This window comes from Janthinobacterium sp. Ant5-2-1, assembly GCF_001445815.1.
In the GTDB taxonomy this organism is placed as follows: domain Bacteria; phylum Pseudomonadota; class Gammaproteobacteria; order Burkholderiales; family Burkholderiaceae_D; genus Janthinobacterium; species Janthinobacterium lividum_E.
Map to the genome: position 1 here is coordinate 22,139 of NZ_LNCE01000021.1, position 13,783 is coordinate 35,921.

13 protein-coding genes and 2 tRNA genes are annotated in these 13,783 nt (G+C 64.1%); 10 read left to right on the forward strand and 5 right to left on the reverse strand.

Features of this window, described 5'->3' with window-relative positions; all coding sequences use genetic code 11:
* Positions 1–119: 119 nt before the first annotated feature.
* From ASN89_RS07840 to ASN89_RS07850, 3 genes are all read left to right on the forward strand, one after another.
* A tRNA-Phe gene (locus tag ASN89_RS07840) sits at positions 120–195 on the forward strand.
* Between the two features lie 125 nt (positions 196–320).
* Positions 321–773: a helix-turn-helix transcriptional regulator gene (locus ASN89_RS07845; protein WP_058048889.1), complete on the forward strand. Its 453-nt coding sequence runs from the start codon at positions 321–323 to the stop codon at positions 771–773.
* 20 nt (positions 774–793) lie between these two features.
* Complete coding sequence (locus ASN89_RS07850; protein WP_058048890.1) at positions 794–1,225, forward strand: VOC family protein; 432 nt, start codon at positions 794–796, stop codon at positions 1,223–1,225.
* 100 nt (positions 1,226–1,325) lie between these two features.
* Here the strand turns inward: ASN89_RS07850 and ASN89_RS07855 are convergent, their stop codons facing one another.
* Positions 1,326–1,865, reverse strand: a complete 540-nt coding sequence (locus tag ASN89_RS07855) for a DUF2058 domain-containing protein (RefSeq protein ID WP_034753528.1) — start codon at positions 1,863–1,865, stop codon at positions 1,326–1,328.
* A gap of 265 nt (positions 1,866–2,130) precedes the next feature.
* Between ASN89_RS07855 and ASN89_RS07860 the strand changes: the two genes are divergently transcribed.
* A complete protein-coding gene (locus tag ASN89_RS07860; RefSeq protein WP_046682222.1) occupies positions 2,131–2,436 on the forward strand; it encodes a PsiF family protein in 306 nt (101 codons plus the stop codon).
* A gap of 47 nt (positions 2,437–2,483) precedes the next feature.
* On the opposite strand, the gene ASN89_RS07865 is transcribed toward ASN89_RS07860, so the two are convergent.
* A complete protein-coding gene (locus tag ASN89_RS07865) occupies positions 2,484–3,203 on the reverse strand; it encodes a glutamine amidotransferase-related protein (RefSeq protein ID WP_058048891.1) in 720 nt (239 codons plus the stop codon).
* A gap of 32 nt (positions 3,204–3,235) precedes the next feature.
* Complete coding sequence (ptsJ, locus tag ASN89_RS07870) at positions 3,236–4,537, reverse strand: transcriptional regulator PtsJ (RefSeq protein WP_058048892.1); 1,302 nt, start codon at positions 4,535–4,537, stop codon at positions 3,236–3,238.
* A 90-nt stretch (positions 4,538–4,627) separates the two neighbouring features.
* Here ptsJ and ASN89_RS07875 point away from each other — a divergent pair, with 90 nt between their 5' ends.
* The 3 genes from ASN89_RS07875 (at position 4,628) to ASN89_RS07885 (ending at position 10,322) form a co-directional block, all read left to right on the forward strand.
* A complete protein-coding gene (locus ASN89_RS07875) occupies positions 4,628–5,434 on the forward strand; it encodes a YggS family pyridoxal phosphate-dependent enzyme (RefSeq protein WP_046682219.1) in 807 nt (268 codons plus the stop codon).
* A 134-nt stretch (positions 5,435–5,568) separates the two neighbouring features.
* A complete protein-coding gene (locus ASN89_RS29780) occupies positions 5,569–7,824 on the forward strand; it encodes a putative bifunctional diguanylate cyclase/phosphodiesterase (RefSeq protein WP_058048893.1) in 2,256 nt (751 codons plus the stop codon).
* Between the two features lie 92 nt (positions 7,825–7,916).
* Entirely contained in the window at positions 7,917–10,322 is a 2,406-nt protein-coding gene (locus ASN89_RS07885; RefSeq protein WP_200968992.1) for an alpha/beta hydrolase family protein, read from the forward strand.
* 106 nt (positions 10,323–10,428) lie between these two features.
* On the opposite strand, the gene ASN89_RS07890 is transcribed toward ASN89_RS07885, so the two are convergent.
* The gene (locus ASN89_RS07890; protein WP_235501906.1) at positions 10,429–11,412 is read right to left on the reverse strand and encodes a cytochrome-c peroxidase; all 984 of its coding nucleotides are present in this window, start codon (positions 11,410–11,412) and stop codon (positions 10,429–10,431) included.
* Between the two features lie 220 nt (positions 11,413–11,632).
* Between ASN89_RS07890 and ASN89_RS07895 the strand changes: the two genes are divergently transcribed.
* A complete protein-coding gene (locus ASN89_RS07895) occupies positions 11,633–12,064 on the forward strand; it encodes a hypothetical protein (protein WP_046682216.1) in 432 nt (143 codons plus the stop codon).
* Positions 12,065–12,084: 20 nt separating this feature from the next.
* Here the strand turns inward: ASN89_RS07895 and ASN89_RS07900 are convergent, their stop codons facing one another.
* A complete protein-coding gene (locus ASN89_RS07900) occupies positions 12,085–12,855 on the reverse strand; it encodes a hypothetical protein (RefSeq protein ID WP_046682215.1) in 771 nt (256 codons plus the stop codon).
* 119 nt (positions 12,856–12,974) lie between these two features.
* Here ASN89_RS07900 and ASN89_RS07905 point away from each other — a divergent pair.
* Together ASN89_RS07905 and ASN89_RS07910 are read left to right on the forward strand one after the other, a co-directional pair.
* Positions 12,975–13,050, forward strand: a tRNA-Phe gene (locus ASN89_RS07905).
* Positions 13,051–13,335: 285 nt separating this feature from the next.
* Positions 13,336–13,668, forward strand: coding sequence for a hypothetical protein (locus tag ASN89_RS07910; RefSeq protein ID WP_046682214.1), 333 nt, complete (start codon positions 13,336–13,338; stop codon positions 13,666–13,668).
* Positions 13,669–13,783: the final 115 nt, after the last annotated feature.

A 13,783-nucleotide genomic window follows, 5' to 3' on the forward strand; every position in this document is an offset into this window, starting at 1 on the left:
GTTTATATCAAATCATATTTGATCCACGCGCAAGTAACGCAATGCCAATCCGGGAAATACAGGAAAAGTCGCGGCCGGCTCTTGCATTCCCGTTTTGGTCTGCTATAATTCGCCACCTTGGCCTGGTAGCTCAGTCGGTAGAGCAGAGGATTGAAAATCCTTGTGTCGGTGGTTCGATTCCGCCCCGGGCCACCAAGAATTAGTTGTTACAGAACGCCAACCCTCGCCGGTTGGCGTTTTCGTTTGTGGCCGAGAAGTCCGTCGGTCTCCCCCGCTCCTGTGGGCGGTCCCGATAACTAACAGTTTGGCGCGAGGATAGGATGGGTCAGAGTCCCCTGCTATTGCGGCGATTGTTGCGTGCGAAAGATAGAATGGACGGCTCCCCCGATGAGGATTGGCCCGTCCACCGCTTGGCGCAAGTGAGCGCCGTCTCGATGGCCTACTTCGCGCGCGAATTCAAAAAGGCCTTCGGCCTGCCCCCACACCGCTACTTGCTTACCCGCCGTATCGAGCGGGCCACGGCACTGCTGCGCGGCACCGACCTGCCCATTACGCAGATCGCACTGCAAACCGGCTGGACCAGTCTTGGCACCTTTGGCCGTATCTTCCGCGACATCACGGGCGCAAGCCCGGGCGAGCTGCGAATGCGCGAGCGCTCCATCCAGCACATGGGGGAGCATATTCCCGAATGCGTCATGCGCGACGCCGAACGGCCCAATCTGAATATCGCAGTTTTGGAGAAGCGGCGCAGGAAAGCAACTGGCAAACTGTAGCTTCATTTCAAGGAGCTGATATGACTCAAAGTGTGAATGTGGTCGGCCTGTATGTGCGCGACCAGGACGAAGCGCTTGCGTTCTACGTCGAAAAATTGGGATTTCGCGTCCACACGGACGTCCGAAACGGCGACTATCGCTGGCTGACGGTGCAGCCTGCGGACCAGCCATCCTTCCAGCTCGGCTTGTTCCGTCCCGGACCGCCGATGCATGACGCGGCAACCGCGCAAGCCCTGCATGAAATCGTGGCGAAGGGAGCCATGCCGCCGCTGGTGCTGCAGGTGGACGACTGCCGCGCCGCATACGAACGCCTGAGCAAGTGCGGCGTCGAATTCACGCAGGAGCCCGTGGACCGCTACGGGCAGGTGGATGCCGGCTTTCGCGACCCCTCCGGCAACGGATGGAAAATGATCGGGGCTGCGGCCAAGTCGCCGGCGCGGACATCGCCATGAACCGGCGCCATGGGATACGGCAAAGCCACCGCTGGCCGCCCATCGTCAGCTGGTCGCGCCGCCGCATGTGAGCAAGCGGCGCGCCGGGCGCGCCACCCGTTTACCACATCAAATCATCAGGAATCTGGAACGCCGCGTACGGATCGTCCTCATCCACTTCCGTGCTGGCCTGTTTCACGCGCACGACGATGGCGGGGTCGCGTTCAGCGATCTTGTCGGCGATGATGCGCGGCACCAGTTCCACGGCGCCGCCCAGGCAGACGATCACCAAACGGCCCGCCACCAGGTGGGCTTGCACGGCCGCCGTCACGTAGATGCGCTCGATCTTGTTGTTGAACGTGAAGTTATACGGCACGTCGCCGTTGTTGCCCTTGCTCTGGCGGTTCTTTTGCACCATTTGCGCGATCTGCGCCACGATGGCTTTCTGGTTGGCGGCAGCGTCGCGCTGGGCATTCAGTTCGCGCGCGCGTTCCGCGTTCTTGCGCTGGGTCTCGAGCGCGGCCAGGCGCACTTCGTCGACGCTTTGCGTGCCGCTCTTGCGCTCGTCCTTTTTTTGCTTGCTCTTGTCCTGGTTGGCCAGCTTGACCTTCTTCTTGTCGACCAGGCCGGCCTTTAAAAACTGCTCTTGCAACGAGACCATAACTACTCCGTATTGAGGGTGCGCCGGCCAAGGCAGCGGCATCGGCCGGTGGAAAGACGCTAGCATAGCAAAAAACAGGGGCGCTGCCGCCGCAACATGGCTGCCCGGGTCAGCCGAGGAGCGCCTTGTGCCTGTCAGTAACAAAAAGACACACTCGAGTGGAAATTTTGTTGATAAATGTCATATAGTTAGTTACGTTCTGCATATCGGCATTGCCTGCCGATTGCATGTCCCCTTCCACTGACTGCGTCTACAAGGATTTACCATGAAACAATTAATCGCCCTCTGCATCGCCGCCGCGTTTGCCAGCACCGCCTTTGCCGCCGCACCGGAAGCGGCGCCCGTCGCCAAGACGGCCCAACAGTCAAAAATGACGACCTGCAATGCGGACGCCGCCGGCAAGAAAGGTGATGAGCGCAAGACCTTCATGAAAGAGTGCCTGAGCGCCAAGCCGGCGCCGGCCATGACGCAGCAAAACAAGATGAAAGCGTGCAATGTCGACGCCAAGGACATGAAAGGCGACGCCCGCAAAGCCTTCATGAAGGAATGCCTGAGCGCGCCGAAGAAATAAGCGCCTCCCCGCTTGCCCCACAACGCCAGCATCATGCTGGCGTTTTTTTATTGCGCCGCGTAAGCCTGCATCAGCCGGTCGAGGAAAACAAACAGCTGGCCGTTCATGCCTTGCCAGTCTTGGGCGCGCAGGATCGCTGGCTGCTGCACGTAGCGGTGCGATTCCAGCGTGGCCAGTTCTGCTTCCGACGCGGCGATCAGCAGGTCGACCACCTCCGGCGTGAACTCCATGTGACACTGGAAACCGTACACCAGATTGCCGTATTCGACGATCTGGCGCGGGCAGCCTTCGCTATAGGCGATGACCTTCGCGCTGTCCCTCAGGCCCGGCATGTCGCTGTGCCAATGCCCCGTTTCCAGAACAGCGCCGAAATGCGCGAACTTGTCGCTCGCCTTTCCGTCCGCCGTCAGCATGATGGGGAACTTGCCGATTTCCTTTTCAGGGCTGTGCGCATGGGGCGCTCCCAAGGCCGCGCCGATCAGTTGCGCACCCAGGCAAACGCCGACCACCGCCTTGCCCGCGGCGGCACAGGCAGCAATCAGGGCCTGTTCGGCTGCGGCGTCGAAATGCGGACACTCCTCGCGCGTCGTCGACGGCGACTGCGGCCCGCCCATGACGACCAGCAGGTCGATGTCCGCGATGGAAACGGGCAGCGGCTCATGGGCATAAAGGCGGGAATACGTGGCCGCGTAGCCGCGCTCGCGCACCCAGGTCTCATAGGCGCCCGGCGCCTCGAACGCTTCATGCACGATGAAATGGACTTTCATGATGTTCCCTTCTGTAGCGAGTAATTAAAAAACTATGGCCGATCCAGCACCTGGGCCAGCACGCGGGCAAACGCCTGCGCGTCCGCTTCATCGATGCTCGACACGGTGATCCGCAATCCCTGCGCTGGCGCCTGCACGCCGAAGGCTTCGCCGCCGCGCACCAGCCAGCCATGCCGGGCCAGCGCCAGCACGGCCGCCTGGCTGCTGTCCGCCATTGGCAGCCACAGGTTCAGGCCATCGGCGGGACTGGCGCAGACCAGGCCTTGCGCCGCCAGCGCCGCCGCCACCATGTCGCGGCGGCGCGCATAGTCGGTGCAGGCAAGGGCCACCTGCGCGGACACGTCGGGCGACGACAGGCAGGCGCTGACGGCGTCCTGCAAGAGATGGCTGACCCAGTTCGTGCCGGGCGCCAGGCGCAGGCGCAGGCGCCGGGCGGTCTGTCCGTCGCTGGCGACAATGGCCAGGCGCAGGTCGGGGCCGAAGATCTTCGACACGGAACGGATCAGCGCCCAGCGCTTGGCCGCAGGGGGAATCACGTCCTGGTAGCGGGCCGTGGACAGCATCGAAAAATGGTCGTCGACGATAAGCAGCACGTGCGGGTAGGCGGCCAGCACCGCGCGCAGCTGCTCCGCGCGCGCGGCGCTCAGGCTGCAGCCGGTGGGATTGTGCGCGCGCGGCGTCACGATGACGGCTTGCGCGCCTTGCGTCAGCGCCCGTTCCAGCGCCGCCGCCTGCATGCCCTCGGCATCGACCGCCACGCCAACGGCGTGCAGGCCGGCGATGCGCAAGGTGTTGATGCTGCTGACGAAGCACGGGTCTTCCACGGCCACCTTGTCGCCCGCGGCCAGGTACGCCCCCAGGAGGCGCTCGACCGCATCGACGGCCCCATTCGTCAGGGTGATCTCGTGCTGTTCCGGACAATCGCCGGCCATCCAGCGCCGCGCCAGCACTTCCAGCTCCGGGTCCACGGTGGCCTCGCCATACAGGCGCGGGCGGTATGGCTTGCGCGCCAGGGCCGCGCCGACATCGGGCAGCCAGGCCAGGTTCGGATTGCCGCCGCCCAGGTCGGCCAAGGGCGAACCGGGCAGCAAGCCTTCCTGCTCGCCGGGATCGCGCTGCGCGCGGATGGCCGTGCCCAAACGCCCTTGCGTGACCGCGATCCCGGCCGTCACCAGGCGCTGGTACGCCAGCGACACGGTATTGCGGTTGACGCCCAGGGTCGCGGCCAGCTCGCGCACGGTCGGTAACTCCTGGCCCGGCAGCAACTCGCCCGCCTGCGTCAGCGCGCGGATGCTGTCGAACAGTTCCGCCGCGGTTTTCCCTGTGATCTTCACTATAGTCTCAGACATGATATATTTTGGCATAGGACAATAATACACCACTCCCGCGACTCCTGCCGCTAAAGACTGACACAAGGCCGACACATGCACAAAGACACTCCCCTGCTCACTCCCACCATGCACGAGCGGCATGGGCGCTGGCCGCAAGCCGTGTCGGTGAATGACTTCCGCCGCAATCTGGCGGCAGTGCATGCGCGCATGGCGGCCGCCTGCCAGCGGGTCGAGCGCGATCCGGCCGGCGTGCGCCTGCTGCCCGTCAGCAAGACCAAGCCCGAGGCGAGCCTGCGCCTGGCCTACGCCGCCGGTTGCCGCATGCTGGGTGAAAACAAGCCGCAGGAGGCAGGCCGCAAATGGGAAGCGATGGCGGACCTGGCCGACCTGCAATGGTCGGTGATCGGCCATTTGCAGACCAACAAGGCCAAGCTGGTGGCGCGCTTTGCCAGCGAATTCCAGGCGCTCGACAGCCTGCGCGTCGCCGAGGCGCTGGAACGGCGCCTGCAAGCGGAAGGACGCAGGCTCGACGTGTTCGTGCAAGTAAACACGTCGGGCGAAGCCAGCAAATACGGTTTGCCGCCAGACGAGGTGGCCGCTTTCCTGCGCCAGTTGTCCGCCTTTCCGGCGCTGCGGGTGCGCGGACTCATGACATTGGCGCTGTTGTCGGCGGAAGCCGTGCGCGTGCGCCGCTGCTTCGTGCTGCTGCGCGAATTGCGCGACCGGCTGCGCCAGGATGCCCCCGATGGCGTCAGTCTGGACGAGCTGTCGATGGGCATGTCCGGCGATTATGAAATCGCCATTGAGGAAGGCGCCACCGTCGTGCGCGTCGGCCAGGCCATCTTCGGCGCGCGCGACACGCCGGATAGCCACTACTGGCCCACGGCGCAAACGGACTAGGCGGGCCGATGCGCCTTGTGGTCGCAGAGTCAATCATGCCGAATGATCAAGATGACATGCTGAAAGATACCGCGTAATATTTTTACCATACTGCTCAGCTCGGCAGCACAGCTCCCTGGGGAAAGGACGGCAGCGTGGCCGCGTCGAACGATCTCGCGCACTGGCGCGGACAGATTTTTACGCGCCTGCTGCAGGCGGTACTGCTGCTGGGCGTGGCGACGGCCATCCCCAGCGCCCTGCTGGCCGCGCGCGAAGCTATCTGGTCCATAGTCGCCCTCGACTTGCTGGCCATCGGCTGGATCGGCGCCATCTGGCATTGGCGCGCCATGCCCTACCGCTGGCGCGTGTGGCAATTCCTCATCGTCGCCTACCTGGTGGGCGTCGGCCTGCTGCTGAAAATCGGCCCCGTCAGCCAGATCTACATGATGCTCATGCCCGTGCTGGCGGCCCTGCTGCTGGGCATGCGGCCTGCCTTGTCGACCCTGGCTCTGACGTCGCTGACCATCTTTTTCCTCGGCCTGCATCCCGACGTGGCCCTGCACGTGCAGGGCGTGCCCGATTCTCCCGTGCTGCGCGCGCTGATCGTGGCCCTGAACTTCCTGTTCATCGCCGCCGTGCTGACCCTGTCCTGCGCCTTCCTGCTGCGCTACCTGGAACGCAGCAGCCAGGCCCTGTCGCAGCTGAACGCCGATCTGCGCCTGACGGCCACGGCGCTGGCCCGCCTGAACGACATGGTGATGATCGCCGAAGTGGCCGATGCCACCGCCGAGGCAACGCCTGCCACGCGCATCATCTTCGTCAACGACGCCTTCGAGCGCAGCAGCGGCTATGCGCGCGCCGAGGTGATGGGCCGCAGCCTGCTGTTCCAGCAAGGCCCCGCCACCGATGCGGGCGAACTGGCACGCGTCGCCGCCGCCATGTCCCGCGCCCAGCCGGCCAGGGCGGAATTACTGAATTACAACAAGGGCGGCAAAGCGTACTGGGTCGAAGCGGAACTGGTGCCGTTCACGGATACGGACGGCAAGCAGACGCACTGGGTGGCCGTCGAGCGCGAGATCGACGAGCGCAAGAAATCGGAAGCGGACATCCACCGCCTGGCCTTCTACGACGTGCTGACAGGCTTGCCCAACCGGCGCCTGCTGATGGACCGCATCGGTCACCTGCTGGCCGCCGCGCCGCGCGACCAGTCCATCAGCGCGCTGATGTTCATCGACCTCGACCACTTCAAGCACATCAACGACGCGCGCGGCCACGCCACGGGCGACGCGCTGCTGCGCCTGGCGGGAGAACGGCTGGCGCAGCTGATGCGCAAGGCCGACACGGTGGCGCGCATCGGCGGCGATGAATTCGTCGTGCTGCTGGCGCACCTGGCCAATGACCTGGACAGCGCCGCCCGCGCCGCAGCCCAGGTGGCCGAGAAAATCCGCGCCGCCATCGCGCGCGACTTCGAGATCGGCGCGCAGTCCTATCATTGCAGCGCCAGCATCGGCGTGACCCTGCTGCCGAAAATGGAGCAGCAGGCGCACGACCTGCTGCGCGAAGCGGACATCGCCATGTACCGCGCCAAGGCCGAAGGGCGCAACGGCATCGCCTTCTTTGAAGCGGCCATGCAGGCGGGCGTGGAGCGTCGCCTGACCCTGGAACGGGCGCTGGCGCGCGCCCTCGATAACCGTGAATTATGCCTGCACGTGCAGCCGCAGGTCGACCGCCATGGCCGGGTAACGGGCGCCGAATTGCTGATGCGCTGGCCGCAGGCGGACGGCAGCCATATCGCGCCCGGCATCTTCATTCCCATCGCCGAGGAATCGGGGCTGATCGTCAAACTCGGGCACTGGGCCTTGCGCGAAGCGTGCCGCGCCGCCACGGTGCTGGCGCAGGCGGGATCGCCCGTGCCCCTGTCCGTGAACGTCAGCCCGGCCCAGTTTCGCCAGCCCGATTTCGCGTCCCGCGTGCAGGCGGCGCTGGCCGAACACGGCACGCCGGCCGGCACCCTGATCCTGGAATTGACGGAAGGTTTGCTGATCGACCAGCGCGACGCCTCGCTGGCGCGCATGCGCGAACTGGCGGAGCTGGGCATCCGCTTTTCCATCGACGATTTCGGCACCGGCTATTCCAGCCTCGCCTACCTGACCTCGATGCCGCTGTACGAACTCAAAATCGACAAGCGTTTCATCGACGACACGCCGCACGATGCGCGCGACACGGCCATCGTGCAAGCGATCCTGGCCATGGCGCGCCACCTGGGCTTGCGCGTCGTGGCCGAAGGCGTGGAAACGCAGGAGCAGGCCGACTTCCTCATCGCCCACGATTGCGACGGCTTGCAGGGCTTCCTGTATGCGCGGCCGATGCCCTTGCCTGATTTCATGACGTGGCTGGCCGAACGGCGTTAGCTTTACGGCATTTCCTGCACGCAACTCCTCCGCTAGAATACCGGCCTCATAGCCTGTACCTTCACCATCCCCTTTGATTAAAGCGATCCCCGATGCGTCTGGTTCTTCCCCTGCTGCCGCTCCTGCTGCCGCTGCTCTCTCTGCTACCCGCCGCGCATGCGGCCCCCTCCTCCACCGCCACCGCGCCCACGCCCACGCCGATCACCCTGGACCAGGCCATGGCCGATCCCGACTGGATCGGCACCCCCGTCGAAGCGGCGTGGTGGGGCTGGAATGGCCAGCTTTACTACAAGCAAAAACGCCTCGGCTCGCCTCTGCGCGACACGTTTCAAGTCTCCGGGGCGAATGCGAAACTCAATAGCGGCAAGCAGGTCGACGATGCGCAACTGGCCAACCTCGATGGCCAGCATATGGTCGTCAACCGGGCCGGCACGCGCGCCATCCTGCTGCGCAATGGCGACCTGTTCGAGCGCGACCTGAAAAACGGCGCCCTGACGCAAATCACGCGCGGCGTCTCGGCCATCAGCGACCCGCAATATTCCGCCGACGGCGGCGCCGTGCAATACCGCAGCGGCACAGACTGGTTCAGCTGGAACCGTCTTGACCGCCTGAGCGCTCCCGTGGCCCTGCTGCGCGCGGCCAAGGACCCGGACGCCAAGCCGGAAGCGGACGCCCTGCGCGAACTGCAGCTGCGCCTGATCGTCAACCTGGCGCGCCAGAAGGAAGACCGCGACGCAAGCCGCGAACGCCGCCACGAAGAGCGCCGCCTGGACGCCACGCGCGCGCCGGAGCCGATCTACCTGGGCGAGAAAGTCACGATTTCCGGCAGCGCCCTGTCGCCGGACGGCCGCTGGCTGCTGTTCGTCACGCAAGACAAGGCCGCCGAAAAGGGCAAGCTGGGCAAACTGGCCCGCTACGTGACGGAAACGGGCTATCCGGAAGCGGACGACGAGCGCACGCGCGTGGGCCGCAACATGCCGATTGCGCAAAGCCTGAAACTGGCCGACCTGCGCACGGGCCAGGTGCGCGAGATTGCCTTCGACAGCCTGCCCGGCATCGCCACCGACCCGCTGGCAGCCTTGCGCGCCGAACAGAAGCTGCCGCCCCTGAAAGGCAACCGTGCCGTACGCATCGACGCCCAGCGCGACGGCATCGCCTGGACCGATGACGGCAGCAAGGCCGCCGTGCGCATCCGCGCCATCGACAACAAGGATGGCTGGCTCGCCAGCGTCGACCTGGCCAACGGCGCCCTCGTGCCTGTGCACCGCATCAGCGATACGGCCTGGGTCAACCGCCGCGCCGAGGAATTCGGCTGGCTGCCCGACAACGCCACCTTGTGGTATCTGTCCGAGGAAAGCGGCTACGCCCACCTGTACACGAAAACAGGCGCTGCCCCGGCGCGCGCACTGACCAGCGGCCAGTGGGAAGTGAGCGCCGTCGAATGGAGCCGCGACGGCAAGAATGCGTATTTCATGTGCAACCGGCAGGCGCCAGGCACGTATGAAGTGTGCGCCAGCACGGCCAGGGATGGCGGCGCGCGCGAAGTGACCAGTTTGAAAGGCGTGGAAAACTTCGGCCTGTCGCCTGACAACGGCAAGCTGCTGCTGCGCTATTCGACCAGCTATATGCCGGCCCAGCTGGCGACGGTTCCCGTTGCCGGCGACAAGGCGAATATCCTCACCGATACACGCAGCGACGCCTTCAAGGCGCGCAACTGGGTCATGCCGGAACTGGTGCAAGTACCGTCCACGCATGGCGCGGCACCCATCTGGGCCAAGCTGTACCGGCCTAAGCAGCTGGAAGCGGGCAAGCGCTACCCGATCGTCATGTTCGCGCACGGCGCCGGCTACCTGCAGAATGTGACCGAGCGCTATCCCGTGTATTTCCGCGAACAGATGTTCCATAACCTGCTGGTCGAGCAAGGCTACATCGTGCTCGACGTCGACTACCGCGCCTCGCTCGGTTACGGCAGCGCTTGGCGCACGGCCATCTACCGCCAGATGGGCCACCCGGAACTGGAAGATTTTGTCGATGGCGCCAACTGGCTGGCGCAGCAGCACCAAGGCGACATCAAGAACGTGGGCATCTATGGCGGCAGCTATGGCGGCTTCATGAGCCTGATGGCCCTGATGCGCGCACCTGACATCTTCAAGTCGGGCGCCGCCCTGCGCCCCGTGACGGACTGGACCACCTACAACCACGAGTACACGGCGAATATCCTGAACACGCCGGACATCGATCCGCAAGCGTATAAAATCTCGTCGCCGATCGAATACGCAGACAAGCTGACGGGCAACCTGCTGATCGCCCACGGCATGATCGACGACAACGTGTTTTACCAGGACTCCGTGCGCCTGTCGCAGCGCCTGATCGAGCTGAAAAAGGATAACTGGGAAATGGCCAGCTACCCGATGGAGCGCCACGGCTTCGTGCAGCCGGAAGCGTGGTATGACGAGTACCGCCGCATCTATCAGTTGTTCCAGCGGACGCTGAAGTAAGCGATATCAGAATGTCGGATTACGCGGCTACGCCGCTAATCCGACCTACCCGCTCCGGCGTAGGTCGGATTAGGTCCGCAGGACCGTAATCCGACACCACACCCAGTCAATCAAACGGCACCGGCCGCGGCGTCGTGTCCGACGACGGCGGCAGGATTGGCAGCACGATGTGCGGCTGCTTGCCCGTCAGGGTCTTCAGGAAGGCCACCAGTTTCGCGTTTTCGTCGGGCGTAAACGTGCGGCCCAGCTGCAAGCGGCCCATCACGTCGACGGCCTGCGTCAGGGTCGCCGCTTCGCCATCGTGGAAGTACGGATACGTCAGCTCCACGTTGCGCAGGGTCGGCACCTTGAAGTTGAAACGGTCCGCATCCTTGCCCGTCACGGCCGAGCGCCCTTCTGCCGTCATCGCCGTTTTATATGGTTCCACCACGCCCATCTTCTGGAAAGTGTTGCCGCCCACGGCGGGACCGTTATGGCAGGCGATGCAGCCGCTCGACTTGAACAGCTGGTAGCCGGCCAGCTCGTCTTTCGTCAGCGCGCTTTTCTTGCCCGACAGCCATTGATCGAAGCGCGAACCGGGCGTCACCAGCACTTCCTCGAAGGCGGCGATGGCGCGCGTGACTTGCTCGATGGTCAGCTTGTCCTGGCCAAACACTTGGCTGAACTCCGCGCGGTAGGCGGGAATCGAGGCCAGCACGTCGATGGCCAGCTCGTGCGTAAAAGCCATCTCGCCGGGATTGGCGATGGGGCCACCCGCCTGCTCCTGCAAATCCTTGGCGCGGCCATCCCAGAATTGCGCCACGTTCATGCCGGCATTGAGCACGGTGGGCGAATTGATGGGCCCGCGCTGCCAGTTGTGGCCAATCGAGGTCTTGATATTGTCCGTGCCGCCCATACTCAGGTTATGGCAGCTGTTGCAGGAAATAAAGCCCGAGCGCGACAGGCGCGGGTCGAAAAACAGTTTTTTGCCCAGCTCGACCATCGCTGGATTGGCCACCTTGGCGGCGGTAATCGGCTGGATCGGCTCCTTGCTGGCGGCGTGCAGTGCGCCACTGAAAGCAAGGCTGGCAATAAAGAATAAGGGGGACATGGTGCGGCGCATAGTCTAACTCCTGGAAACATTCCCGAATCGGCGGCGCGCACCGGCGCGGGAATGCAGCGCGCCGGCCCGGTCGCCACCCGTACATCGCTGATTGGATGTTGATTTATATTAACTTTGACGGGTTGACAATGAAAATGGCCGGGGTCAAGGATCGAGCAGCATACGAATCGTGCTTGCCATTTACGCAAGCGTGGCACATGATGAAGGCATGAAAACGCCTAACTACTCCTCCCTGTTGCGCGCCACGTGCGCCAGCTTTCTGCTGCTGGCCGCCAGCGCCTGCGGCAGCGCCCCCACGCAAGACGATGCGCCGCCCGCCCCCGGCAATGCCGGCTTGCTGGCGCAAATCCAGGCGGAAGTGGGCCCCGCCGCCTGCGATTCCACCCAGCAATGTCAGACGATCGCCATCGGCGCCAAGGCTTGCGGCGGCCCCGAGCGCTACCTGGCCTGGTCCAGCAAGGGCAATGACGGCAAGAAACTCAAGGCATTAGCCCAGGCACAAGCCGACGCCAGCCGCAAACAGCAGCAGGCGGACGGCATGATGTCGACCTGCTCCATCGTCACGGACCCGGGCGCCACCTGCGAAGCGGGACGCTGCGTGCTGCAAAAGAGCGCCATGGGCGGCAGTGCCGCCATGTAATGGAGTGATTCGGCAACACGTCAGGACTGCAATTGCAGGGTCTTGACGATCTTGCTCTCCACCCTCTCGCCCGCGCCTGAGGTGGTGTTCTTGCTCTCCTTGCGCAGCAACAATAAATGGTCGCCGCTGACGCCATACTGGCGCGTCTCGTCCGTCTTTTGCGTAAAGCTGACGACGACAAAGGCGCGCCCGCTCACGTCGAAGTGAAAACGGCTGGCCAGCGGCGTGCCATCCGCGGCGATCCACACCTCGATACCGCCTTCGAACTTCTTCACATACTTGCGGTCTTTCTCAGGCACCTTGTCGAGCGACAAGGTAAAGCTGAGCAGGCGCGCCGGCTTGCCCTTGTAGCTATCCACTTTTTCACTGCTGAACACGGCTTCCTCGATCTCGCGCGACAGAGAATCCGCCGCCGACACCATGGAGCGCAGCTCCGTCGCCTTCATTTCCCCCAGCGCAAAGCCGATCGGCGTCTTGACCTTCGGATCTTTCACCTTGGCGCGCTGCTCGGCCTCCACTTTCGCCAGCAGGTCCTTGCCGTAGAGCACTTGCAATCCCGCCGGCCCGCCGTCGACGGAGACCGTGGCCTGGCCGCTATCTTCTTCCGCCTCCTTGCCCTCGCCTTCCCGGCGCCAGCTTTTCGATTCCACCTGCGCCTTGATCGGCGTCTGCCCTTGCAGCCGCGCCAGCGCCGCATTCAGGTCGGCCAACCCATCGGCCCGCGCCACACCGCACACCACGCTGAACAAGCCGCCCAGCACCAGCCATTGCACGCCATTACGTCGCTGCATCGCCACATCCCTTCAGTTCATACAAGGATGCCAAAACACCATGTTTTGGCCATCTGTTGCATTTGAACACAGCTAGCTCTGGTCAGGTAGAAAGTCTTTCTGCTATAATTCGCCGCCTTGGCCTGGTAGCTCAGTCGGTAGAGCAGAGGATTGAAAATCCTTGTGTCGGTGGTTCGATTCCGCCCCGGGCCACCAAGAATTCAGCAGTACATAGCAAAAAGCCAACCTTCGGGTTGGCTTTTTTGTTTTCCTTTGCACAAAACCTCCTCCAGTCGCCGCTGTGTACGCAAACGTACGGACTGCGGCTGTCCAAGAGCCCATGCTGCAGGCAGACCACACACCCTTCCCGCCGCCAGCGCCTTGCGCGACACGGCGCAACGGCCACCTGGCCAGTTCTCCCCGCCACACCGCCATGCGAAACTCGCGCCCGACGCCGTCGAGCCGTTCCGTACATTACGGCACACTGCCAAAGGATGCATCATGAAAACTACCCTGATATTGCTCGCGCTCGCCTCTACCCTTGCCTTGACCGCTTGCCAGCGCGAAGCACCACCCGCGCCCACCGTCGTACAAGTCGTTCCCGGCCCTGCAGGCGCGCCTGGTCCTGCCGGCGCGACGGGCGCCAAGGGCGCTGAAGCCCCTGCCGGCGCGACCGGTGCCACTGGCGCCACGGGCCAGACCGGCGACAGTGGCATGCAAGGCAACGATGGCGCCAAGGGCGACGCTGGTGCTGCCGGCGACGAAGGTGCCAAAGGCGACACGGGCGCCAAGGGCAAGCAGGGCGACACGGTGATTGTCGTTCCGCAACGTTAATACGCTTCACGCCTGACACCACAACGCCAACCCATCCGGTTGGCGTTGTGCGTATGCGCTGTACCGCACAGTAACATTCGCCATCTCGGCCTATCCTGTCGTCATATAACAGGGA

What these genes read in the sequence shown, in the direction of transcription:
- ASN89_RS07845 (WP_058048889.1), top strand. Translation starts at nt 321, where the DNA reads ATGGGTCAGAGTCCCCTGCTATTGCGGCGATTGTTGCGTGCGAAAGAT.
- ASN89_RS07850 (WP_058048890.1), top strand. Translation starts at nt 794, where the DNA reads ATGACTCAAAGTGTGAATGTGGTCGGCCTGTATGTGCGCGACCAGGAC.
- ASN89_RS07900 (WP_046682215.1), bottom strand. Translation starts at nt 12,855, where the DNA reads ATGCAGCGACGTAATGGCGTGCAATGGCTGGTGCTGGGCGGCTTGTTC.
- ASN89_RS07855 (WP_034753528.1), bottom strand. Translation starts at nt 1,865, where the DNA reads ATGGTCTCGTTGCAAGAGCAGTTTTTAAAGGCCGGCCTGGTCGACAAG.
- ASN89_RS07885 (WP_200968992.1), top strand. Translation starts at nt 7,917, where the DNA reads ATGCGTCTGGTTCTTCCCCTGCTGCCGCTCCTGCTGCCGCTGCTCTCT.
- ASN89_RS07875 (WP_046682219.1), top strand. Translation starts at nt 4,628, where the DNA reads ATGCACAAAGACACTCCCCTGCTCACTCCCACCATGCACGAGCGGCAT.
- ASN89_RS07910 (WP_046682214.1), top strand. Translation starts at nt 13,336, where the DNA reads ATGAAAACTACCCTGATATTGCTCGCGCTCGCCTCTACCCTTGCCTTG.
- ASN89_RS07895 (WP_046682216.1), top strand. Translation starts at nt 11,633, where the DNA reads ATGAAAACGCCTAACTACTCCTCCCTGTTGCGCGCCACGTGCGCCAGC.
- ASN89_RS07865 (WP_058048891.1), bottom strand. Translation starts at nt 3,203, where the DNA reads ATGAAAGTCCATTTCATCGTGCATGAAGCGTTCGAGGCGCCGGGCGCC.
- ASN89_RS07890 (WP_235501906.1), bottom strand. Translation starts at nt 11,412, where the DNA reads ATGTCCCCCTTATTCTTTATTGCCAGCCTTGCTTTCAGTGGCGCACTG.
- ASN89_RS07860 (WP_046682222.1), top strand. Translation starts at nt 2,131, where the DNA reads ATGAAACAATTAATCGCCCTCTGCATCGCCGCCGCGTTTGCCAGCACC.